The organism is Geodermatophilus aquaeductus (assembly GCF_900182545.1).
GTDB lineage: Bacteria > Actinomycetota > Actinomycetes > Mycobacteriales > Geodermatophilaceae > Geodermatophilus > Geodermatophilus aquaeductus.
The window spans coordinates 589,733-611,674 of sequence record NZ_FXTJ01000002.1 but is presented as its reverse complement, the minus strand read 5'-3'; the positions used below and the strand labels follow the sequence as shown (position 1 = coordinate 611,674).

The window sequence follows — 21,942 nt, the reverse complement described above, 5'->3', positions numbered from 1 at the left end:
GACGGCCGCGGCGCTCGGGGAGGATCGTCGGCGTGCCCGAGCCGATCTCCGACGTCGCCGACCCGCGGGTGGCCGACTTCCGCGACCTGCACGCCGGCGACCGCCCCGCGGGACGGGAGCGGGGGACCGGCCCGGTGATCGTCGAGGGCGTCCCGGCGGTGCAGCGGCTGCTGGCCTCGCCCTACCGGGTGCGCGCGGTGCTCGGCGTGCCCGGCCGGCTGGCCGACCTCGACCTGCCCGCTGACGTGCCGGCCTACGAGATGGACAAGTGGGCGCTGTCGGAGTTCATCGGCTTCCGGCTGACCCGCGGCGTGCTCGCCTCGGCCGACCGCCGCCCCCCGGCCGACGTCGGCGACCTGCTCGCCGGGCCCGATCCGGCGGCGCCGCGGCGGCTCGCGGTGCTCGAGGCGCTCAACGACGCGGAGAACCTCGGCTCGATCGCCCGCTCGGCGGTGGCCCTCGGCGTCGACGGGCTGCTGCTCGACCCGCGCTGCGCCGACCCGCTCTACCGCCGCGCGGTGCGGGTCTCGATGGGCCACGTGCTCGCCCTGCCGTTCGCCGTCCTCCCGGACTGGCCCGGGGGGCTGTCCCGGCTGCACGACGCCGGCTACCTCACCGTGGCCCTCACGCCGGCGCCCGACGCCGTCGACCTCACCGAGGTGGACCCGCGGGCGCACCCGCGCACCGCGGTGCTGCTCGGCGCCGAGGGACCCGGGCTCACCCCGGAGGCACAGGCGGCGGCCCGGGTGCGCGCCCGGATCCCCATGCGCGCCGGCGTCGACTCCCTCGGCGTCGCGGCGGCCGCGGCGGTCGCCTTCGCGACCCTGCGGTGATCAGTTCCGCAGGGACCAGCGGGCGAGGATGGCGCGGGCCTCCTCGGCGCGCGAGGGGTCGCACATGACGTCGTACCGGCTTGCGGTGACCTGCGAGACGCTGGTGAAGTCCCGCTGGCCGCGGGTGGCCGCGTAGCCCATCGCGCCGAACAGCGCACCGAAGACCAGGCCGATCAGCAGGCCGGTGAGGACCGAGCTGAACCAGCTGGTCCCGTCCGAGGCGAAGATCCCGAGCAGCAGGCCAACGAACAGGCCCCACCAGGCGCCGCCGGCGGCGCCCGCGCCGATCGCGCGGCCCCAGTTGAGCCGGCCGGTGACCCGCTCGACCATCTTGAGGTCCGAGCCGATGATCGTCACGTTCTCGACCGCGAACTTCTCGTCGGAGAGGTGGTCGACCGCGGCCTGCGCCTGCTGGTAGCTGTCGTAGGACCCGACCTGGACGCCCCCGAGGGGCATGGACACCGACATCGACATGGCTCTCTCCACTTCCGCGTTCCCGGTCGGGTGGAGGTACCCGGGCCGATCGGTTGGACACGTCCGATCGGTCACACCCAGGCTAGCGGTTGCGGCGCACCCCGAAGACGATGTCCTCCCATGCCGGGACGCGGGCGCGCGGGTCCTCGTCCTCGCCGTCGGTCTCGCCGGTCCGCAGGACGACGGTGTCGTGCTCGGAGACGTCCTCGTCGTCGGGCACGTCGGTGCGCCGCTCGGCCGGGGCCGGGCGCGCGGGCTCCTCGGCGGCCGGGGGAGCAGGGCGCTCGGGAGCGGGACGCTCGGTGGCGGGGCGGTCGGATGTGGCGGCGCTGCGGTGCACGGGCAGCACCGGCCGCTCGGCGGGCACGCCGGGGACGACGCGGACCAGCCGGGTGCCCTCGGCGAAGTCGCGGGTGGCGGCGTCGAGCGGGCTGACCGCGCGGCCGGCGAGGTCGTAGGCCCACTGGGTGGTGCCCTCCTTGGTGCCGGCCCGCCAGGCGGCCGTCACCACCCAGGTGCCGTCGTCGGAGCGGGCGGCGTCCCAGCGGACGGCGTCGAGGTCGGCACCGAGCAGGCGCAGCCGCTCGGCCATGAACTGCTGCAGCGGGACGCTCGGCGTGCCCTCGGACAGCCGTACGCGCGCCTCGCGGGCCTGGTCGGCGATCCGCTCGCGCTCCTGCAGCACCGGGTGGGCGAAGCGCATGATCCGCTCGACGCGGGTGCCGGAGCTCGCCGCGACCTGCTCGGGGGTCTCGCCGGCGCGGATCCGCTGCTGGATGACCCGCGGGGACAGGCCGCTGTCGACGTCCATCTGGCCCAGCCGGCGGGTGTCCCCGCGGGCGGCCGCGCGCAGCCGGTCGTCGACCGGGAGCTCGAAGCGCTCGCCGTCGTCGGTGCCGTCCCCGCCGTCGATGGTGAGGACCAGGCTCTTGCCGTCCTCGGACAGGCCCACGAGACGCAGCGTGCGCACGCGAACCTCCTTCGACGACGGGACGGGCGGACGGTCCCGGCGACACGGGACCACGCGCGAGGCTATCGGCGCCAGGGGGGTCCGCGCCGGACGTGGACCGGCGTGGCGTCACCCGGACGGCGCTGCCCGGCCCCCGTCCGGCGTGCCGGGCGCACCTAGACTCGGCCTCCATGCTGACCGGTCCCCGCGACGACACCGGCCTCGTCCGCGACGACAGCCGCGACGACGCCGAGCTCAACGCCCGCTTCCTGCCCTCCCCGGTCGACGCCGGACAGAAGCGGCTGCCGATCGACATGGACTACGTGCAGCGGGTGATGCTCGAGCTGCTCAACATCCCGAGCCCGTCCGGGCGCACCGACCACGTCATGCAGGTCATCGGCGGCGAGCTGCGTGACATGGGGCTGGACTTCGAGGTCACCCGCCGCGGCGCGCTCATCGCCGAGCTGCCGAGCCGCTCGCCCGGCGCCGACCGGACGGTGGTCGTGCACGCCGACACCATCGGCTGCATGGTCAGCCAGCTCAAGGACAACGGGCGGCTGGCGATCGTGCCGGTGGGGACGCACAGCGCCCGCTTCGCCGAGGGCGCCCGGGTGACGATCTTCAGCGACGACGTCTCCGGCGACTACTGGCACACCGGCACGATCCTGCCCAACAAGGCCAGCGGGCACCGCTACGGCGACGAGGTCGACGAGCAGGGCGTGGGCTGGGACCACGTCGAGGTGCGCGTGGACGAGGTCGCGCACAGCCGCGCCGACCTCGAGCGCCGCGGCATCCAGGTGGGCGACTTCGTCGCGATCGACGCCCAGCCGGTGGTCACCGCGAGCGGGTTCGTCAACTCCCGGCACCTCGACGACAAGGCCGGCGTCGCTGCGGCGCTGGGCGCGTTCAAGGCGATCGTCGACCACGGGGTCCAGGTGCCGGTGACGGCGCACCTGCTGGTCACCATCGCCGAGGAGGTGGGCCTGGGCGCCAGCCACGGCCTCGACGCCGACGTCGCCGAGCTCGTCTCGATCGACACCTCGGTGGTCGCGCCGGGCCAGGCGTCGTCGGAGCACTGCGTGAACATCGCGATGCAGGACTCGACCGGGCCCTTCGACTACCACCTGACCCGGCACCTGATCGACCTGTGCCGGGTGCACGAGGTGCCGCACCGCCGCGACGTCTACAAGTACTACCGGTCCGACGCCGCCTCGGCGCTGGAGGCCGGGGCCAACACCCGCGCGGCGCTGGTCGGCTTCGGCATCGACGGCAGCCACGGCAACGAGCGCACCCACCTCGACGGGATCCGCAGCACCGCCGAGCTCATCGCGCTCTACCTGCAGACGGACCTGACCTTCCGCAGCTGGGACCGCACGCCCACCGGCGACCTGCGCGACTTCCCGAGCACCGCCGTCCAGCCCGCCGACGGCGAGATCGCCCGGTAGGCCGCAGCCGCTCGGCCTAGAGCCGCTCGACGACGAAGTCGATGCAGGCGGTCAGCGCGCTGACGTCGTCGGGGTCGACGGCGGGGAACATGCCCACGCGCAGCTGGTTGCGGCCGAGCTTGCGGTAGGGCTCGACGTCGACGACGCCGTTGGCCCGCAGCACCTTGGCGACCTGCGCGGCGTCGACGGAGTCGTCGACGTCGACCGTGCCGACGACGAGGCTGCGCTGCGACGGGTCGGCGACGAACGGCGTGGCGTACGGCGACTTCTCCGCCCAGCCGTAGAGCCGGCCCGAGGAGTCCTGGGTGCGCGCCACGGTGCCGTCCAGCCCGCCGAGGCCGAGCATCCAGCGCACCTGGTCGGCGAGCAGGAACAGCGTGGCCACCGCGGGGGTGTTGTAGGTCTGGTCCTTCGTGGAGTTGTCGACGGCGGTCGCCAGGTCGAGGAACCCGGGGATCCACCGCCCCGACGCCTTGATCTCGGCCACCCGCTCGAGCGCGGCCGGACTCATCAGCGCGATCCACAGGCCGCCGTCGGAGGCGAAGGACTTCTGCGGGGCGAAGTAGTACGCGTCGGCCTGCGTGACGTCGACCGGCAGGCCGCCGGCGCCGCTGGTGGCGTCGACCAGCACCAGCGCGTCGTCGTCGGCGCCGGCAGGCCGCACCACCGGCGCCATGACCCCGGTGGAGGTCTCGTTCTGCGCCCACGCGTACGCGTCGACGCCGGGCTGCCCCTCCGGCAGCGCCAGCGTCCCCGGCGCGCCCGTGACCACGACCGGGTCGTCGAGGAACGGCGCCTCGGCGACCCCGGAGGCGAACTTCGCCGAGAACTCGCCGTACGTGCCGTGGGCGCTGCGCCGCCGGATCAGGCCGAACGCGGCAACGTCCCAGAACGCGGTGCTCCCGCCGTTGCCGAGCACGACCTCGTACCCCTCGGGCAGGCCGAACAGCTCGGCCAGGCCCTCACGCACCTGGCGGACCAGGCCCTTCACCGGGGCCTGGCGGTGGGAGGTGCCCATGAGCGCCGCCCCGTCGGTGGCCAGCGCCCGCAGCGCCTCGGGGCGGACCTTGGAGGGTCCGCACCCGAAGCGGCCGTCGGCGGGCAGCAGGTCGGCGGGGATCTCGATGCTCATGGGCGCTCCGTTCAGGCGGGGGTGGCCTCGTCGACGGACTTGACCGTGATGGTGTCGAAGCCCTCGACCTCCTCCGGCTTGCGCGCCGCCGGGCCCACGTAGCGGGCCGACGGGCGCACGAGGCGGCCGGTCTGCTTCTGCTCGAGGATGTGCGCGCACCAGCCAGCGGTGCGGGCGCAGGTGAACATCGAGGTGAACATGTGGCTCGGGACCTCGGCGAAGTCGAGGACGATGGCCGCCCAGAACTCGACGTTGGTCTCGATCGGCCGGTCGGGACGCCGCTCGCGCAGCTCCTTGAGCGCCGCCTGCTCCAGCGCCAGCGCGGCGTCGAAGCGCGGGGCGCCGAGCTCCTTGGCGGCCTTGCGCAGCGTGCGGGCGCGGGGGTCCTCGGCGCGGTAGACGCGGTGCCCGAAGCCCATGAGCCGCTCCTTGCGGTCCAGCAGGCCCTTCACGTACTTCTCGGCGTCGCCCTCCTGCTCGACGCCGTCGAGCATGTGCAGCACGCGCGAGGGGGCGCCGCCGTGCAGCGGGCCGGACATGGCGCCGATGGCGCCGGACATCGCGGCGGCGACGTCGGCCCCGGTGGAGGCGATGACGCGGGCGGTGAACGTGGAGGCGTTCATGCCGTGCTCGGCGGCCGACGTCCAGTAGGCGTCGACGGCGGCGACGTGGCGGGGGTCGGGCTCGCCGCGCCAGCGGACCATGAAGCGCTCGACGATGGTCGAGGCCTCGTCGATGCGGCTCTGCGGCACGGCGGGCGTGCCGATGCCGCGCGCGGACTGCGCGACGTAGGACAGCGCCATCACCGCGGCGCGGGCCAGCTGGTTGCGGGCCTCCTCGTCGCTGATGTCCAGCAGCGGGCGATAGCCCCAGAACGGGGCCAGCATCGCCAGCGCGGCCTGGACGTCGACGCGGACGTCGCCGCTGTGCACCGGGATCGGGAACGGCTCGGCCGGCGGGAGGCCCGGGCCGAACTTGCCGTCGACCAGCAGCGCCCAGACGTTGCCGAAGGTGATCTTGCCGACCAGGTCCTCGATGTCGACCCCGCGGTAGCGCAGGGACCCGCCGTCCTTGTCGGGCTCCGCGATCGTGGTCTCGAAGGCGATGACGCCCTCGAGGCCGGGTACGAAGTCGTCGGCCATCTCGCATGCTCCTCTGCGCGCGGACCTCGTGCCCGCACGTTCCGCGGCGCACGACTGCACCGCGACACTAGGCCCAGCGGCCGGCCCCGGCACACGGGGGGCTGCCGTCCAGCGGGAGGCGCCCGGCCCCCTGCCGCGGCGGCGGTGTCAGCATGGCGGCGTGGCCGACCTCTCCCGCATGCGCAGGGACTACGACCGCCCGGGGCTGCGCGAGGAGGACCTCGCGCCCACCTGGGTCGAGCAGTTCGACCGCTGGTTCCGCGACGTCGTGGCCGCCGACGTCCCCGACCCCAACGCGGTGGTCGTGGCCACCGCCGACGCCGACGGCGCCCCCGACGCGCGGATCGTCCTGCTCAAGGGCTACGACGAGGCCGGCTTCGTCTTCGGCACCAGCTACGCCTCGGCCAAGGGTGCGCAGCTGGCGGCCAACCCGCGCGCGGCGCTGGTCTTCCCCTGGCACGCGCTGCAGCGCCAGGTGCGGGTGACCGGCACCGTCGAGCGCATCGGCGAGGCCGCCTCCGACGACCTGTGGGACCCCCGCCCCCGCGAGGCCCAGCTGGCCGCCGTCGCCTCGGTGCAGTCCACCGTCGTCGACTCCCGCGAGGAGCTCGAGGGGCGGGTGCGGCTGCTCGACGAGGAGACGACGACGGAGAAGGTGCCGCGGCCGCCGGCCTGGGGCGGCTACCGCGTCGTGCCGCACAGCATCGAGTTCTGGCAGGGCGGCCCGGGGCGGCTGCACGACCGGCTGCGCTTCGTGCGCGACGACGAGGAGGGCGGCGGCTGGGTGCTCCAGCGGCTGGCCCCGTGACGGCGCGGGAGACGCCCGGCGAGCAGGTGCCCGTCGACCCCGTCGAGGGGGCCGGGAAGGTCGCCGAGCCCGCGCCGGTGCGCCGCCGCTCGTCGAGGGGCTGGGCGATCGACACCAGCCCGCTGCGCAACCCCGGCTACCGGCGGCTGTTCTGGGGTGTCGCGGCCACGATGCTCGGCCAGCAGATGACGCTGGTCGCCGTTCCGTTCCAGGTCTACGACCTCACCGGCTCCTCGCTGCTGGTGGGCGTCACGTCGATCGTCGCCCTCGTGCCGCTCGTCGTCTTCGGGCTCCTCGGAGGCGCGATCGCCGACGCGATGGACCGCCGCAGGCTCATGCTGGTCACCGGGGCGGGGTCGGCGGTGACCAGCGCGCTGCTGGCGGTGCAGGCGCTCCTGCCCGGCGGCGGCAACATCTGGCTGCTGTGGGTGCTCGTCGCCGCGGTCTCCGGCTTCACCGCCGTCAACCAGCCGACGCGCAGCGCGGTCATCCCCGCACTCGTCGGCACCGCGGGCGTCCCGGCGGCCAACGCGCTGGCGATGACCGTCCGCCAGGTCGGCGTCATCGCCGGGCCGCTGCTGGCCGGGGTGCTCATCAGCCTCGGCGACCTCTTCCTCGCCTACACGGTCGACGCGCTCGGGTTCCTGGTCGCCGTCCTGCTGCTGCGCGGCCTGCCACCGCTGCCCCCGGCCGGGCGGACCGGCCCGCTGCGCCTCGGTGCCGCCGTCCGCGGGGTGGGGGAGGGCTTCACGTTCCTCCGCACCCAGCCGGTGCTGCTCATGACCTTCGTCGTCGACGTCATCGCGATGCTCTTCGCCTGGCCGCAGGCGGTGTTCCCCGAGCTGTCGGAGACGCGCTTCGAGGGGTCGCCGAACAGCCTCGGGTGGCTGTTCGCCGGGATCTCCATCGGCGCCCTGCTCATGGGGCTGACCTCCGGCTGGGTCTCGCGGGTCGACCGGCAGGGCGCGGTGGTGCTCGCGGCGATCGTCGTCTGGGGCCTGGCGATCATCGGGTTCGGCCTGGCGTCCACCCTGTGGCTGGCCGTGCTCTTCCTGGCACTCGCCGGCGCCGGCGACATGGTCAGCGCGGTGCTGCGCTCGTCGATGCTGCAGACCGCCGCGCCCGACGACATGCGCGGGCGGATGCAGGGCGTCTTCCTCGTCGTCGTCGCGGGCGGCCCGCGGCTGGGCGACCTGCGCGCCGGGGCGATGGCCAGCGCCGCGGGCGTGAGCGTGGCGATGGTGTCCGGCGGGGTCGTCGTCGTGGTGGCGATGGTCGTCGTCGCGCTGCTGGTGCCCTCGTTCCTGCACTTCCGCGCCTCGCGCAGCGGCTCCTAGGCCAGGGCGCCGGCCACCACGCGCAGGTCGGCGACCAGCGCGTCGTAGGCCTTCGGGCGGTCCGCGTCGGGCACCCGCAGCACCGCCGAGGGATGGGCGGTGGCGAGCATCCAGGTCTGTGCCGGGGCGTCCTCGTCGGGCTCGTCGTCGCCGGCCTCGGCCCGCGCGACGCCGGGCGGCGTCCAGGGCATGAGCACGCCGCGCTCCCTGGTGATCCGGAACGACGGCGAGATCAGCGCCTTGGCCGCGGTCGCGCCCAGGCAGACGACGACCTCCGGCTTGAGCACCTCGAACTCCGCCTCCAGCCACGGGCGGCAGGCTCGGATGTGCTCGGCGCCCGGGGACTGGTGGATCCGCCGCTTGGCGGTGGGCGTGAACCGGAAGTGCTTGACGGCGTTGGTGACGTAGGCGTCGCCCCGCTCGATCCCGGCGTCGGCGAGCGCGCGGTCGAGCAGTCGGCCGGCCGGGCCGACGAACGGCTCGCCCCTGCGGTCCTCCTGGTCGCCGGGCTGCTCCCCGACGAACACGATGCGCGCGGTCTCGGGGCCCTCCCCGAAGACCGTCTGGGTCGCCGGCTCCCACAGCTCACAGGCCCGGCACCCGGCCGCGGCCTGCCGCAGGCCGTCCAGCCCCACGCCCGACGGTGGGCTGGCGGGGACGTTCTCCTGGCTCATGTCCCGATGACACCGCAGGTCGGGGCGGGGCGCGAGGCGGGGACCGATAGCGTCCCCGGCGGACGGGGATCTCTGGACGGAGGAGCAGTGCTCGAGTTCGACGGGCTCCACAAGAGCTACGGCGACAACCGCGTGCTGGAGGGTGTCGGTTTCACCGTCGCCCCCGGCTCGATGTTCGGCTTCTGCGGGTCCAACGGGGCCGGGAAGACGACGACCATGCGCATCGCGATGGGCCTGGCCCGCGCCGACGCCGGGGAGGTCCGCTGGCGCGGCCGCCCCCTGGACGAGGAGGCGCGGCGGCGCATCGGCTACATGCCGGAGGAGCGCGGGCTCTACCCGAAGATGCGGGTGGGGGAGCAGCTGACCTACTTCGCGCGGCTGCACGGCATGGACGCCGCCGCCGCGGCCCGCGCCGCCGAGGAGTGGTCGGGTCGCCTCGGCCTGGCCGAGCGGCGCGGCGACCCGGTCGAGAAGCTGTCGCTGGGCAACCAGCAGCGCGTGCAGCTGGCCGCCGCCCTGGTCAGCCGGCCCGAGGTGCTCATCCTCGACGAGCCGTTCAGCGGCCTGGACCCCGTCGGCGTCGACGCGCTGGCCGAGGCGCTGCTCGAGCAGTGCCGCGCCGGCGTTCCCGTCGTGTTCTCCAGCCACCAGCTGGACCTGGTCGAGCGGCTGTGCGACTCGGTCGGCATCCTCGCGCGCGGCCGGATGGTCGCCACGGGCACCGTGGAGGAGCTGCGGCGCCGCGAGTCGGGCCGGGTGCTGCGGGTCGTCGTCCCCGACGCCGCGCCCGGCTGGGCGGCCGCCGTCCCCGGCGTCCGGGTGGTGTCCGAGCGGGCCGGCGACACGCTGCTGGAGCTCGCCGGTGGCACCGACGACCAGCAGGTGCTCGCCGCGGCGCTGCGCACCGGCCGGGTCACCCACTTCGCCTGGCGGGAGGCCACGCTGGTCGAGCTGTTCCGCGAGGTCGTCGCCGACCCGGTGCAGCAGGCCGCCGTCCGCGAGGAGGTGGCGGCGTGAGCGCGCCGTCGTCGACCTCGCCGCTGTCGAGCGGGCAGCTGGTCCGCCTGGTCGCCGGGCGCGAGATCTCCTCGCGCATCCGCGACAAGACGTTCATCGCCAGCTCGGTCCTGATGATCGTGCTGATCCTCGGCGTGCTGGTCTTCCAGGTCGTCGTCAACTCCGGGGAGGACACCAGCCGGATCGGGGTCGTCGGCGACCCCGGGCAGGTGGGCACCGCCCTCGAGGCGCAGGGCGAGGCGCTCGACGTCGACGTCGAGGTGGTCCGCTTCGACACCGAGGACGCCGCGCGCACCGCCGTCGAGGACGAGGAGGTCGACGGCGCCCTCGTCGGCAGCAGCGGCGATCCCGAGCTCGTGGTCGCCGACCCCGACACCACGCTCGAGGCGGTCGTGTCCGGGGCGGTCGGCTCGGTGGCGCTGGGCGACGCGCTGGCGCAGGCCGGCGTCGACCCCTCCGACCTGCCGCAGCTCACGGTGACCGCGCTCGACGGCGACTCCGCGGCCGACACCCAGCGCACCGTGGTCGCCGTCGTCGGCGTCGTGGTGCTCTACAGCCTGCTCATCCTCTTCGCCCAGTTCGTCGCGCAGGGCGTGGTCGAGGAGAAGTCCAGCCGGGTGGTCGAGCTGCTGCTGGCCACGATGAAGCCCTGGCAGCTGCTGGCCGGCAAGATCCTCGGCCTCGGCGTCCTGGGTCTCGGGCAGATCGCCGTGATCGCCGCGATCGGGATCGGCGGGGCGCTGGCCTTCGACGTCGTCGACCTGCCCGGCGAGCTGATCGGGACGGTGCTGTGGCTGCTGTTCTGGTTCGTGCTCGGCTACGCCCTGTTCGCCTCGCTGTTCGCCGTCGCCGCCTCGCTGGTGAGCCGGCAGGAGGACCTCGGCAGCGTGCTGACGCCGGCGTCGCTGGTGCTGGTGGCCGGGTTCATCGTGGCCGTCCAGGCGGCGAGCGACCCGGACGGGACGCTGGCGATCGTGACCTCCTACGTGCCGGGGCTCTCGCCGATGGTCATGCCGGTCCGGCAGGCGGCCGGCGACGTGGCGCTGTGGGAGGTCGGCGTGGCCGTCGCGCTCATGCTGGTGGCCATCGCGCTGGTGGTCCGGCTGGGCGGCCGGGTGTACTCCGGGGCCCTGCTGCGGACCGGCGGGAAGACCAAGCTGCGGGAGGCGCTGAAGGCCGGCGAGGCCTGATCCCGGCGGGGGGACACCCGCCCGGACGAGCACCGGACACGTTGGGGTGACCTCACCCCGACGGAGGGCGTGTGCCCAGGTCAGCGCGGCCATCATCGTCGCCATGACCGAGGACCTGGACGCGCGCCTCTGGCGGCTGCAGGCCTCCGAGGACGCCGATGAGCTGATCGAGCTGGGCTGCGACCTCGCCGACGCCGGCCGGCAGACCGACGCCGAGTGGTGCTTCCGCCGCGCGGCGGAGCTGGGCGACGTCACCGGCTACTACGACCTGGGCAACAGCCTGGCCGCGCAGGAGCGCTGGGCCGAGGCGGTCGAGGCCTACGAGGTCGCGCTGGCCGGCGGCGAGGACGACGCCTGGCGCAACCTCGGGCTGGTGCTCGAGCGGCTCGGCGACCTCGCGGGGGCCATGGCCGCCTACCGGGGGGCCGCCGAGGCCGGGGACACCGAGGGCGGGCTGCAGCTGGCGTTCCTCCTGCGCGAGCAGGGCGAGCGCGAGGAGGCGCTGGCCGTCGCCGAGGAGCTCGCCGCGACCGGCGACGAGGAGGCCGACGCCGTCGCCGCGTGCTGGCAGTGGTGCGCCACCCTCGACCCCGCCCTCGAGCCGCGGCTGCGCGCCGGTGCCGCCCACTTCGCCGCCGCCCGCGCCGACCTCGCGGCGCTGCTGCTGCAGACCGGCCGCGCCGAGGAGGCCCGCTCGGTGCTCGAGCGCGGCGCCAAGCTCGGCGAGCAGGTGGCGTGGCTGCCGCTGGGCAACCTCTACCGCGAGCAGCTCGGCGACGACGAGGCGGCCGAGGAGGCCTACCGCGCCGGCATCCACGCCGGCGACGCGTACTGCCACCACAACCTGGGCGTGCTCCTGGCCGACCGCGGCGACATCGCCGGCGCGGCGGAGGAGTTCGAGCGCGGCGCCGCCGCCGGCGACCAGCTCGCCGCCGCGGCCCTCGCGCTGCTCCAGGAGAGCTGAGATCGGTGCAACTCCGCGGAGGTGCACCGTGCACGTCCGCGGAGTTGCACGTCAGACCACCTGCCGCAGGGCAGCCAGCGGGCCGCGGTAGGGGTTCGCGGGCGGGCCGGTGACGCCGGGCCGGACGGTGAACAGCCGCCCGGCGGCGTCCTCCCCGTCCTCGCCGTGCGCGGTGCTGACGACGAGCAGGCCGCGGTCGGGGCCGGCGAAGGCGCAGCTGGAGGTGTTGGCCACCGGCACCTCGACGACGGCGAGCAGCTCGCCCTCCGGCGACCAGCGGCGCACCTGGCCGCCGCCCCACATCGCCGTCCAGAGGCAGCCCTCGTCGTCGACGGTGAGGCCGTCGGCGACGCCGTCGGCACCGCCGGTCTCCAGCAGCACCCGGCCGTTGCTCCACGCGCCCCTGGCCGGGTCGTGGTCGAAGGCGTGCACCAGCCCCGGCCCGGAGTCGGCCAGGTAGACGGTGCGGTCGTCGGGGGACCAGCCCAGGCCGTTGGAGACGGTGAGGTCCGCGCGGACGGTGGTGACGGTGCCGTCGGTGTCGAGCCGGTAGAGGGTGCCGGCGCCGGGGCGCTGGTCGAAGGCCATGGTCCCGGCGTAGAACCGGCCGGCGCGGTCGCACTTGGCGTCGTTCATGCGGGTGCCGCCGTCGGCCTCGCCGCCGCCCTCGCCGGCCAGCTCCAGCAGCCGGCGGGCGGTGCCGTCGGCCGCCACGTGCGTGAACCCGCCGCCGGCAGCGGTCAGCCAGCCACCGGCCGCCGCGGGGACGACGGCGCCCACGGTGTCCCCGGCGCGCAGCGAGCCGGCGTCGGTCAGGGTGTCGCCGTCGAGGGTCGCCCGCCGGAAGACGCCGGCGGAGATGTCGACCCACAGCAGCTCGGAGCGGGCGGCGTCCCAGGTGGGGCCCTCGCCGTGGTCGGCGGGCGTGGGGTCGGCGGGGGTGGCGCGCAGGGTCAGCACGCGGTCAGGGTGCCCCAGGACACCCGCGCGTCACACGCGGGACGGATACTGCGCCCCATGTCCGAAGCCACCGTGGACGTCGCCGACCTGCGCCTGCCCGGCCGCGACCCGGGAGGGGACGGCCGCGCCGACGACGCACCGCTGCGCGACGACATCCGGCTGCTCGGCCGGGTGCTCGGCGAGGTCATCCGCGAGCAGACCGGCGACGACGTCCTGGACCTGGTCGAGTCCACCCGCGTGCAGGCGTTCGCCGTCCGCCGCTCGGAGACCGACCGCGCCGGGCTGGCCGCCCGCCTCGGCGACCTCGACGTCCGCGCGGCCAACCACGTCATCCGCGCGTTCAGCCACTTCTCGCTGCTGGCCAACCTCGCCGAGGACCTGCACCACGAGCGCCGCCGCCGGCACCACCGCCGGGCCGGGTCCCCGCCGCAGCCGGGCAGCCTCGCGGCCACCTTCGCGCTGCTGGACGAGGCCGGCCTCGACCCCGACGTCGTCGCGCGGGAGCTGTCCGGCGCGCTGGTCGTGCCGGTGGTCACCGCGCACCCGACCGAGGTGCGCCGCCGGACGGTCTCGCAGGTCCAGCAGGAGGTCACCGAGCTCATCCGCCAGCGCGACCGGATGGCGCCGGGCGAGGTCGACGAGCAGGCGTGGTCGACCGAGCTGCACCGCTCGGTGCTCACCCTCTGGCAGACGGCGCTGCTGCGGCTGTCGCGGCTGCGGCTGGCCGACGAGATCGACGAGGCGCTGCGCTACTACGACCTGTCGCTGTTCCGGGTCGTCCCCGAGATCAACGCCGACCTGCGCCGCGCGCTGGGGGAGCGGTGGCCCTCCAGCGGCCTGCCCACCCAGCCGGTGCTGCAGCCGGGCTCGTGGATCGGCGGCGACCGCGACGGCAACCCGTTCGTCACCGCCGACGCCGTCCGCCGCGCCAGCACCCGGCAGGCCGAGACCGCGCTGGCCCACCACCTGTCCGAGCTGGTGGAGCTGCGCAGCGAGCTGTCGATGTCCGACCGGCTGGTCACCCCGACGCCGGAGCTGTCGCACCTGGCCGAGGCCTCACGCGACGACTCGCCGTTCCGCGCCGACGAGCCCTACCGCCGGGCGCTCAACGGCGTGCACGCGCGGCTGGCCGCCACCGCGCGGCGGGTCCTCGGGCGGGTGCCCGGCGACGCGCCGCACGCCGAGCTGACGCCCTACGACACCCCGGACGAGCTGATCGCCGACCTCGGCGTCGTCGACGCCTCGCTGCGCAGCCACGGCGCCGGCGCGCTCGCTGACGACCGGCTGGCCCGGCTGCGCGACGCCGTCGAGGTGTTCGGCTTCCACCTGGCCGGGCTGGACATGCGGCAGAACTCCTCCGTCCACGAGGAGGTGCTCGGCGAGCTGCTGGCCTGGGCCGGCGTCTGCCCCGACTACGCGTCGCTGAACGAGGCCGCGCGGGTCGAGCTGCTGGCCGGCGAGCTGCGGATGCGCCGCCCGCTGGTGCGCCCGGACGCGGAGCTCTCCGAGCTGGCCCGCGGCGAGCTGGACCTGCTGGTGGCCGCCGCCGAGCAGGTCGCGCTGCTCGGCCCGCGGGCGATCCCCACCTACGTGATCAGCATGTGCGAGTCGGTCAGCGACGTGCTGGAGGTCGCCGTCCTGCTCAAGGAGGTGGGCCTGCTCGACCCCGACGGCGAGAACGGCCCCACCTGCCCGGTCGGCATCTCGCCGCTGTTCGAGACGATCGGCGACCTGCAGGGCGCCGGGGAGACGATGACCGCCGTCCTCGCCCAGCCGGTCTACCGGGAGCTGGTGCGCAATCGGGGCGACGCGCAGGAGGTCATGCTCGGCTACTCCGACAGCAACAAGGACGGCGGCTACCTGGCCGCCAACTGGGCGCTGTACCGGGCCGAGCTGGCCCTGGTCGAGGTGGCCCGCGCCGAGGGCATCCGGCTGCGGCTCTTCCACGGCCGCGGCGGCACCGTCGGGCGCGGCGGCGGGCCCAGCTACGAGGCGATCCGGGCCCAGCCGCCCGGCGCGGTGGCCGGGGCGCTGCGGCTCACCGAGCAGGGCGAGGTCATCGCGGCCAAGTACGGCGAGCCCGACCTCGCCCGCCGCAACCTCGAGGCGCTGGTGGCGGCCACGTTGGAGGCCACGCTGCTCGACGTCGAGGGCCTCGGCGACGACGCCGAGGAGACCTACGCGCTGCTCGACGACCTGGCCGCCCGCGCCCAGGGCGCCTACCGGGCGCTGGTGCACGACACCCCGGGATTCGTGGAGTGGTTCCGCGCCGCGACGCCGATCCGCGAGCTGGCCGAGCTCAACATCGGCAGCCGCCCGCCCTCGCGCAAGGCCGGTGACCGCATCGCCGACCTGCGGGCCATCCCGTGGGTGTTCAGCTGGTCGCAGGCGCGGATCATGCTGCCCGGCTGGTACGGCACGGGGTCGGCGCTGGAGTCCTGGATCGGCGACGACCCCGCGCGCCTGGACCGGTTGCGGGACCTGCACCGGCGCTGGCCGTTCCTGCGCACCGTGCTGTCGAACATGGGGATGGTGCTGGCCAAGACCGACCTCGAGCTGGCCGCCCGCTACGCCGAGCTGGTGCCCGACGAGGAGCTGCGCGCGCGGGTGTTCGACCAGATCACCGCCGAGCACGAGCGCAGCTGCCGGATGCTGCTCGCCGTCACCGGTGACGACTCCCTGCTGGCCGACAACCCGTCGCTGGTCCGCTCGATCCGCAACCGGTTCCCCTACCTGGAGCCGCTGCACCACCTGCAGGTGGAGATGCTGCGCCGGCGCCGCACCGGTGACGACGACGAGCTGGTCCGGCGCAACATCCAGTTGACCATCAACGGGATCGCGACGGCGCTGCGCAACTCGGGCTGAGCTCCACGTCGGCGCGGTGCTCCTCCAGCCAGGCCGCGAGCCGGGCGCCGTCCCACGGGCGTCGGCGCCGGGCCGCGGCCACCAGCAGCCCGCGCGGCAGCTCGAGGGTGGCCAGCGCGATGCCGGCGGCGCCGGGCAGGTCGCCGTCGCGCAGGTGCCGGGCCACGGCGCGCGGACGCCGGGCGAGGAAGGCCGCGGCCTCTCGCACCGGCCGGTCCGCGTGCTGCGCGAGGAGCACCTGGACCGTACGGCCGTAGTGCCACTCGCGCAGGAACACCCCGCGGGCGCTGCGGCCGTCCTTGCCGTGCCGGAAGCGGCTGTCGGGGACCCGCAGCAGCAGGTGCCCGGCCGCGCGCAGCCGGCGGGAGGCCTCGCGGTCCTCGTTGTAGAAGAAGTACAGCGGGTCGAAGCCGCCGGCGGCCAGGAACTCCGCCCGGCGCACCAGCAGCGCGGTGCCGCTGAGTTCGCCGGCCTCGTAGGGCGGGCCGGGCGGGTCGTCGTCCTCACCGGGTCCCTCGACGGCGGGGGCGGCCCACACCGCCCGGGGTTCGGCGTCGAGGACACCGGCCAGCCGGCGCAGCATGCCGGGGTCGGGCTCGCCGTCGGAGTTGACCAGGGCCACGTAGCGGCCGCGGCAGGCGTCGAGAGCGAGGTCCATGGCGCGGGCGAAGCCGAGGTTGCGCGGGGAGCGCAGGACCCACTGGTCGGCGTCGGGGTAGCGGGCCGCGACCTCCGCGCGGGCGGCCGCCGATGTCGCCGGCGCGGCGGCGTTCTCCACCAGCAGCGCCCGGCCGCGCCAGCCCGGGCCGGTGGCCGCCGACAGCGCCGCGTGGTGCCGCGCGAGCAGCTCCGGCGGCTCCCGGTGGACGAGCAGGACCACGTCGACGTCGTCGATCCCGGTACGCGTGGAGGACGTCACCGTGGCGCCCTACCCGGCCGCGGCCGGTGGCCTACCTTGCGGGAGAGCGGGCAGAGCGGGGGAGCGGTGGCGGAGACGATGCGGGTGGCCTCGTCGGGGGAGGACCTGCGCGCGGCGGCCCGGCTGCTCGGCGTGGGGCCGGCCGCGCTCGCGCCCGAGCTGCTCGACCCCGGCGCGCGGCTGCTGGTCGGCGACGGGGCGGCCGCCCACCTGCGCCGCCGCTGGACCGACGAGGGCACCACCGAGGCCGTCGTCGTCCACCGCTCCACGCACGTGACCGGCCGGGCCGGGCTGCTCGCCGTCGCCGCGGCCTGGGGGTGCTCGCAGGTCCGTGACGCGGGGACCGGCCGGGTGGTCGAGGTGGTGCCGCCGCCCGCCGGCGCGCCGCTGACCGAGCGGTTCGCCCACCTCGCCGCGCTGGCCGCCACGCGGGTCGAGGTGGCCGTCGCGCTGGCCCGGGACACCGGCCGGGACGTGCGCAAGGACGACGGCAGCTGGTCGATGGCCGCCGACGACGCCGCGCACGACGCCGCCGCCGTCACGCTGGCCCCGCTCGGCGTGCCCGTGCTGTCGGAGGAGCGGCCCGACCCGGACGTGCCCGACGACGAGCCGTGGATCGTGCTCGACCCGCTCGACGGCACCGGCAACTTCCGCGCCGGGCTGCCGCCGTGGGCGTTCTCGGCGGGGCTGGTGCACCGCGGTCGCCCGGTGGCCGGGCTCGTCGTCGACCTGTCCTCCGGCCGCCGCTGGGCGGGCACCGTGGACACCGGCGCGCAGCGCGACGGCGTGCCGGCCCGGGTGCGGGAGGGCAGCACCGTCGTCGCGCCGTCGGGGCGCACCGTCCGGGTGCCCGCGACCGCGCACCGCGTGCGGGTGACCGGCTGCACCGCCGTCGACCTGTGCCTGGTCGCCGACGGGTCCGCCGGCGCCTGGCACGACCTCGACCGCAGCGGCACCCACGTGCACGACGTCGCCGGCGGGCTGGCCGTGCTGGCCGCCGCGGGCGGCGTGGCGCTGGCCGACGACGGCGGGCCGCTGCGGCTGCGCCCGGACACCGAGACGCTCATCCGGTTCGTGGCGGCGGCCTCCGAGCAGGGTGCGCGCGACCTCGCCGCCGCGGTGCTGGGCTAACGCCCGCCGGACTGCCCGGACGCCGCCCGGACCGCGGCCAGCAGCGCCTCGCGCTCGTGCATCGTGGTGCGGGCCCGGCCGCGGGTGGCACCCAGGGCCACCTCGGCGGCGTCGATGGCCCGCCAGTCCTCCAGCAGCACCGGCTCGGCGCCGCGGGCGCGCAGCGTGTCCACCAGGTCGTCACGCTCGCCGTGGGGGGCGATGACGCCGGCCTCGGCGTCGGCCAGCAGCGAGGCGACGGTCTCGCGGGCGTCGTGCTTGTTGGTGCCGACGACGCCGGTGGGGCCGCGCTTGATCCACCCGGCCACGTACTCGCCGGGCGACCGGGCGCCCTCGCGCAGCACCCGGCCCTCCTCGTGGGGCACGGTGCCGGTGCTGGGGTCGACGGGCAGGCCGGGCAGCCCCTGGCCGCGGTAGCCGACCGAGCGGACGACGAGGTCGGCGGGCAGCACCTCGTACTCGCCGGTCCCGGTCGCCCGGCCGTCGTCGTCCACCGCGGTCCGCTCCACCTCGACGCCGGTGACGCGGTCGTCGCCGAGCAGGCGCATCGGGCGGCGGTAGAAGCGCAGGGACAGCCGCACCCGGCCGGGCTCGGCCCGGTGGCCGGCCCACTCGCGCAGGACGGCGAGGTTGCGGGTGGCGTTGCGGTCGGCGGCGACCCGCTCCTCGGCGGCGGGGGTCAGCTCGAGGTCGGCCGGGTCGACCAGCACGGTGGCCTGGTCGAGCCCGTCGAGCTCGCGCAGCTCCATCGTGGTGAAGCTGGCGTGCGCGGGGCCGCGGCGGCCGATGACGGTGACCTCCTCGACCGGCGTCGCGGCGAGGACGTCGAGCACGTGCTGGGGCATGTCGGTGGGCTCGAGCTCCTGCGGGGCGCGGGCCAGCACCCGGGCGACGTCGAGGGCCACGTTGCCGACGCCGACGACGACCGCGCGGCGCACGCCGGTCAGCGCCGTCTCCACCTTCGCCCGGTCGGCGTCGGGGTGCCCGCAGTACCAGGCGACGAGGTCGGTGGCGGCGAGGCTGCCGGTCAGGTCCTCGCCGTCGATGGACAGCGGCCGGTCCAGCGCCGCGCCGTAGGTGTAGACGACGGCGTCGACGTGGGAGCGCAGGTCCTCGAGGGTGATGTCGGTGCCCACCTCGACGTTGCCGACGAACCGCACGCCGGGGTCGTCGAGCGCGCGGTGCAGGGTGTCGCGGATGGCCCGCATCTTCGGGTGGTCGGGGGCGATGCCGTGCCGGACCAGGCCGAAGGGGGTGGGCAGCCGGTCGATGAGGTCGACGGTCACCGGGACCGGCGCGCGGCGGGTCAGGGTCTCCGCGGCGTAGATGCCGGCCGGGCCGGCGCCCACCACGGCCACCCGCAGCGGCCTGCCGTCCTCCGGGGCGCGCTCACCGTCTTCCGACACGACTGGCATCCTGGCCCCGCCGGGCGCTGGTGCGCCAGGTCACGCCCGGCGAGCTCACCGACCAGCAGCAGAGGGGACCGCCCGTGTCCGTCGTCGTCGTCGCCACCATCACCCCGAAGCCCGAGCACGTCGACGAGGTCCGTCAGGCGGTGCTCGAGGCGGTGCCGAAGGTGCACGAGGAGCCGGGCTGCGAGCGGTACGCCCTGCACGAGGGCCGCGGCGTCCTCATCATGGTCGAGCAGTGGGAGAGCCCCGAGGCGCTGGCCACCCACGGCAAGGCCGAGGCGCTGACCGCGCTGTCGGGCAAGCTCGAGGGCAAGCTCACCGAGCGCCCCGCCGTCCAGGTGCTCACCGCCCACCCCGCCGGCGACCCCGCCAAGGGCGCCCTCTGACCTGACGGGCCGCCGTCGACATCCGGCTGGTGGCGGTCATCGGACGCCGGTGACCGCCACCAGCCGCATCTCGGCGTCCGAGGGCCTCGGGCTCCGCGCTCAGACGGCCTGGCAGACGGGGCACCAGTAGAGGTTGCGGCCGACCATCTCCTCGGTCCGCACCTCGGTGCCGCAGATCCGGCAGGGCAGGCCGGTGCGCCGGTAGACGTAGTGGGCGTCCTCGCGGCGGACGGCCCCCGAGCGGCGGGAGCGGTCGGCCGGGTGCGTGGTCACGATACGGCCCATCCGGACGCCGGCCCGCAGGAGCACCACGAGGTCGTCCCACAGCGACTGCCACTCCTCGGCGCCGACGTCGCGGCCGGGTCGGAACGGCGAGATGCGGTGCCGGAAGAGGATCTCGGCGCGGTAGACGTTGCCGACCCCGGCCAGCACCGACTGGTCCATGAGCAGCGCGCCGACCGCGGTCCGGCTGCGGCCCACCTTCGCGTAGGAGAGCGGCCCGCCGCGGCGGGTGCGCAGCGGGTCGGGGCCGAGCCGGTCGAGGATGGCGTCGACCTCGGGCTGGGTGAGGACGTCGCACGCCGTCGCCCCGCGCAGGTCGGTCCACACGCCCTCGCCCTTCGGCCCATCGGCCACCCACCGCATGCGCAGCGCCCCGCGTGGCGGCGGCGGGTCGCCGACCCCCGCGCTGTAGGTGCCGTAGAGGCCGAGGTGCACGTGCAGCACGTCGCCGCCGAAGTCGGCGAACAGGTGCTTGCCGTAGCTGGTGACCTCCTCGAGCACACGGCCGTCGAGCAGCGCGGCCCCGGCGGCGAAGCGGCCCTGCGGGCTGGTCACGTGCACCGGGCGCCCGGCGAACAGCTCCGACTGCTCCCGGGCCAGCCGGTAGAGGGTGTGCCCCTCAGGCATCGCGCACCGCCTGGTAGCGGGCCAGCGCCACCTGGCGCTCCTCGGCGTGGTCGACGATCGGCGCCGGGTACCCCTCCGGTGGCCCGCCCGGCATGGCCCACGGCTCGTGCACGTACCGGTCGGGGACGTCGCGCAGCTCGGGCACCCAGCGCCGCACGTAGGCGCCGTCGGGGTCGAACTGCTGGCCCTGCCGGGTCGGGTTGAACACCCGGTAGTACGGCGAGGGGTCGGTGCCGGTGCCGGCCACCCACTGCCAGCCGTGGTGGTTGCTGGCCAGGTCGCCGTCGACGAGGTGGTCGAGGAAGTAGCGGGCGCCGCGCCGCCAGTCGACGTGCAGGTCCTTGCACAGGAACGACGCCACGACCATCCGCACCCGGTTGTGCACGTAGGCCTCGCCGTGCAGCTGGCGCATCCCGGCGTCCACGATCGGGTAGCCGGTGCGGCCCTCGGCCCAGGCCGAGAAGTGCTCGTCGGCGTCCGGGCCGGTGTCGTACTGCATGGCTCTCATCTGCGGGTTGAACGGTTCGCGCGCGGTCTCGGGGCGGTGCCACAGGACGTCGGCGTAGAAGTCGCGCCAGATCAGCTCGCCGACGAACTTGTCCACCGCCTCGGCGTGGTCCCCGTCGAGCTGCTGCGCCTCGGCGAGGAGGGTCCGGGGGTGCACGGTGCCGTACTTCAGGTGCGCCGACAGCCGGCTGGTGCCGTCGGTGCCGGGGGTGTTGCGCGAGGTGGCGTAGCCGAGCAGCCGCTGGTCGCGGAACAGCGCCCAGGCGTCGAGGCCGGCCCGTTCGCCGGCCGGCGGGAGCACCGTGCCGTCGAGGTCCTGCGCCGGCGGGAGGTCCTCGGTGCGGACGTCGGTCGCCCACGCGACGTCGTCGGGACGGGGCGCGGGGCCGTGCAGCCCGCGGGCGCGCCAGGCGCGGGCGAAGGGGGAGTAGACCTTGAACGGCGTGCCGTCGTCCTTGGTCAGCCGCCCCGGGGTGACGCCGTAGGGCGAGCCGGTGCGCACGAACGGGACGTCGCCCAGCGCCCGCTCGACCGCCGCGTCGCGGGCCCGGCCGTAGACGCCGGCGTCGGCGGACAGGTGCACGCTGTCGGCCCCGGTCTCGCGCACGAGGTCGGGGACGACGCGCACCGGGTCGCCCGAACGGATGACCAGCGCCCCGCCGGTCTGCTCGCGCAGGTCGGCCAGGCAGCCGCGCAGGAACTCCCGACGTGGCCGGCCTGACGTCTCCCACAGCCGCGGGTCGACGACGAAGACGGGCACCACCGTGCCGTCGCCGCCCGCGGCCTCGACCGCGGCGACGAGTGCCGGGTGGTCGCTGAGTCGGAGGTCGCGGCGGAACCAGAGCAGGGCTGTCGGCACCCCCGCCAGGCTAGGCAACGCGGCGGGGG

20 protein-coding genes are annotated in these 21,942 nt (G+C 75.7%); 10 read left to right on the top strand and 10 right to left on the bottom strand.

The features are described from left to right. The first annotated feature begins 32 nt into the window (after nt 1–32). On the top strand, nt 33–833 hold the full coding sequence (locus FN207_RS08065) for a TrmH family RNA methyltransferase (protein ID WP_142457856.1): 801 nt from the start codon (nt 33–35) through the stop codon (nt 831–833). Here FN207_RS08065 and FN207_RS08060 read toward each other — a convergent pair whose 3' ends face one another. Both FN207_RS08060 and sepH read right to left on the bottom strand, forming a co-directional pair. Further along, nucleotides 834–1,307, bottom strand: a complete 474-nt coding sequence (locus FN207_RS08060) for a YflT domain-containing protein (protein ID WP_110907700.1) — start codon at nt 1,305–1,307, stop codon at nt 834–836. Between the two features lie 82 nt (nt 1,308–1,389). Then, nucleotides 1,390–2,277 carry a septation protein SepH gene (gene sepH / locus FN207_RS08055; RefSeq protein WP_142457855.1) on the bottom strand — a complete coding sequence of 296 codons (888 nt, stop codon included), beginning with the start codon at nt 2,275–2,277 and terminating at the stop codon, nt 1,390–1,392. Between the two features lie 170 nt (nt 2,278–2,447). Between sepH and FN207_RS08050 the strand changes: the two genes are divergently transcribed. Further along, nucleotides 2,448–3,701, top strand: coding sequence for an osmoprotectant NAGGN system M42 family peptidase (locus FN207_RS08050; RefSeq protein WP_142457853.1), 1,254 nt, complete (start codon nt 2,448–2,450; stop codon nt 3,699–3,701). A 16-nt stretch (nt 3,702–3,717) separates the two neighbouring features. On the opposite strand, the gene serC is transcribed toward FN207_RS08050, so the two are convergent. Then, complete coding sequence (serC, locus tag FN207_RS08045; protein WP_142457852.1) at nt 3,718–4,833, bottom strand: phosphoserine transaminase; 1,116 nt, start codon at nt 4,831–4,833, stop codon at nt 3,718–3,720. Nucleotides 4,834–4,844: 11 nt separating this feature from the next. Next, complete coding sequence (locus tag FN207_RS08040) at nt 4,845–5,975, bottom strand: citrate synthase 2 (RefSeq protein ID WP_142457850.1); 1,131 nt, start codon at nt 5,973–5,975, stop codon at nt 4,845–4,847. Nucleotides 5,976–6,135: 160 nt separating this feature from the next. Between FN207_RS08040 and pdxH the strand changes: the two genes are divergently transcribed. Together pdxH and FN207_RS08030 are read left to right on the top strand one after the other, a co-directional pair. Continuing rightward, nucleotides 6,136–6,783 carry a pyridoxamine 5'-phosphate oxidase gene (gene pdxH, locus FN207_RS08035; RefSeq protein WP_142457849.1) on the top strand — a complete coding sequence of 216 codons (648 nt, stop codon included), beginning with the start codon at nt 6,136–6,138 and terminating at the stop codon, nt 6,781–6,783. Then, entirely contained in the window at nt 6,780–8,120 is a 1,341-nt protein-coding gene (locus FN207_RS08030; RefSeq protein ID WP_246065866.1) for an MFS transporter, read from the top strand. The genes pdxH and FN207_RS08030 overlap by 4 nt, the downstream gene beginning before the upstream one ends. Here the strand turns inward: FN207_RS08030 and FN207_RS08025 are convergent. Then, on the bottom strand, nt 8,117–8,794 hold the full coding sequence (locus FN207_RS08025; RefSeq protein ID WP_142457847.1) for a UdgX family uracil-DNA binding protein: 678 nt from the start codon (nt 8,792–8,794) through the stop codon (nt 8,117–8,119). The two genes, FN207_RS08030 and FN207_RS08025, sit on opposite strands and share 4 nt — an antisense overlap. Nucleotides 8,795–8,881: 87 nt before the next feature. Here FN207_RS08025 and FN207_RS08020 point away from each other — a divergent pair, with 87 nt between their 5' ends. The 3 genes from FN207_RS08020 to FN207_RS08010 all read left to right on the top strand — a co-directional run bounded on the left by FN207_RS08020 (nt 8,882) and on the right by FN207_RS08010 (nt 11,965). After that, nucleotides 8,882–9,811 carry an ABC transporter ATP-binding protein gene (locus FN207_RS08020; protein ID WP_142457845.1) on the top strand — a complete coding sequence of 310 codons (930 nt, stop codon included), beginning with the start codon at nt 8,882–8,884 and terminating at the stop codon, nt 9,809–9,811. Beyond that, nucleotides 9,808–11,001: an ABC transporter permease gene (locus FN207_RS08015; RefSeq protein ID WP_142457844.1), complete on the top strand. Its 1,194-nt coding sequence runs from the start codon at nt 9,808–9,810 to the stop codon at nt 10,999–11,001. Before FN207_RS08020 ends, FN207_RS08015 begins: the two co-directional genes overlap by 4 nt. 103 nt (nt 11,002–11,104) lie before the next feature. Next, nucleotides 11,105–11,965, top strand: a complete 861-nt coding sequence (locus tag FN207_RS08010) for a tetratricopeptide repeat protein (RefSeq protein ID WP_142457842.1) — start codon at nt 11,105–11,107, stop codon at nt 11,963–11,965. 51 nt (nt 11,966–12,016) lie between these two features. On the opposite strand, the gene FN207_RS08005 is transcribed toward FN207_RS08010, so the two are convergent. Further along, nucleotides 12,017–12,925: an SMP-30/gluconolactonase/LRE family protein gene (locus tag FN207_RS08005; RefSeq protein WP_142457840.1), complete on the bottom strand. Its 909-nt coding sequence runs from the start codon at nt 12,923–12,925 to the stop codon at nt 12,017–12,019. A gap of 57 nt (nt 12,926–12,982) precedes the next feature. Between FN207_RS08005 and ppc the strand changes: the two genes are divergently transcribed. Further along, nucleotides 12,983–15,790, top strand: coding sequence for a phosphoenolpyruvate carboxylase (gene ppc / locus FN207_RS08000; protein WP_142457838.1), 2,808 nt, complete (start codon nt 12,983–12,985; stop codon nt 15,788–15,790). Here the strand turns inward: ppc and FN207_RS07995 are convergent. Next, nucleotides 15,753–16,709, bottom strand: coding sequence for a glycosyltransferase family 2 protein (locus tag FN207_RS07995; RefSeq protein WP_142457836.1), 957 nt, complete (start codon nt 16,707–16,709; stop codon nt 15,753–15,755). The genes ppc and FN207_RS07995 overlap by 38 nt on opposite strands. 66 nt (nt 16,710–16,775) lie before the next feature. Here FN207_RS07995 and FN207_RS07990 point away from each other — a divergent pair, with 66 nt between their 5' ends. Then, on the top strand, nt 16,776–17,840 hold the full coding sequence (locus tag FN207_RS07990; protein ID WP_246065865.1) for an inositol monophosphatase family protein: 1,065 nt from the start codon (nt 16,776–16,778) through the stop codon (nt 17,838–17,840). Here the strand turns inward: FN207_RS07990 and FN207_RS07985 are convergent. Continuing rightward, the gene (locus FN207_RS07985; RefSeq protein ID WP_246065864.1) at nt 17,837–19,246 is read right to left on the bottom strand and encodes an FAD-dependent oxidoreductase; all 1,410 of its coding nucleotides are present in this window, start codon (nt 19,244–19,246) and stop codon (nt 17,837–17,839) included. The genes FN207_RS07990 and FN207_RS07985 overlap by 4 nt on opposite strands. A gap of 83 nt (nt 19,247–19,329) precedes the next feature. Here FN207_RS07985 and FN207_RS07980 point away from each other — a divergent pair, with 83 nt between their 5' ends. Further along, nucleotides 19,330–19,638 carry a putative quinol monooxygenase gene (locus FN207_RS07980; protein ID WP_142457832.1) on the top strand — a complete coding sequence of 103 codons (309 nt, stop codon included), beginning with the start codon at nt 19,330–19,332 and terminating at the stop codon, nt 19,636–19,638. 99 nt (nt 19,639–19,737) lie between these two features. Here the strand turns inward: FN207_RS07980 and FN207_RS07975 are convergent, their stop codons facing one another. Further along, on the bottom strand, nt 19,738–20,547 hold the full coding sequence (locus FN207_RS07975) for an Fpg/Nei family DNA glycosylase (protein ID WP_142457830.1): 810 nt from the start codon (nt 20,545–20,547) through the stop codon (nt 19,738–19,740). Further along, nucleotides 20,540–21,913 carry a cryptochrome/photolyase family protein gene (locus FN207_RS07970; RefSeq protein WP_142457828.1) on the bottom strand — a complete coding sequence of 458 codons (1,374 nt, stop codon included), beginning with the start codon at nt 21,911–21,913 and terminating at the stop codon, nt 20,540–20,542. Before FN207_RS07970 ends, FN207_RS07975 begins: the two co-directional genes overlap by 8 nt. Nucleotides 21,914–21,942 lie beyond the last annotated feature (29 nt).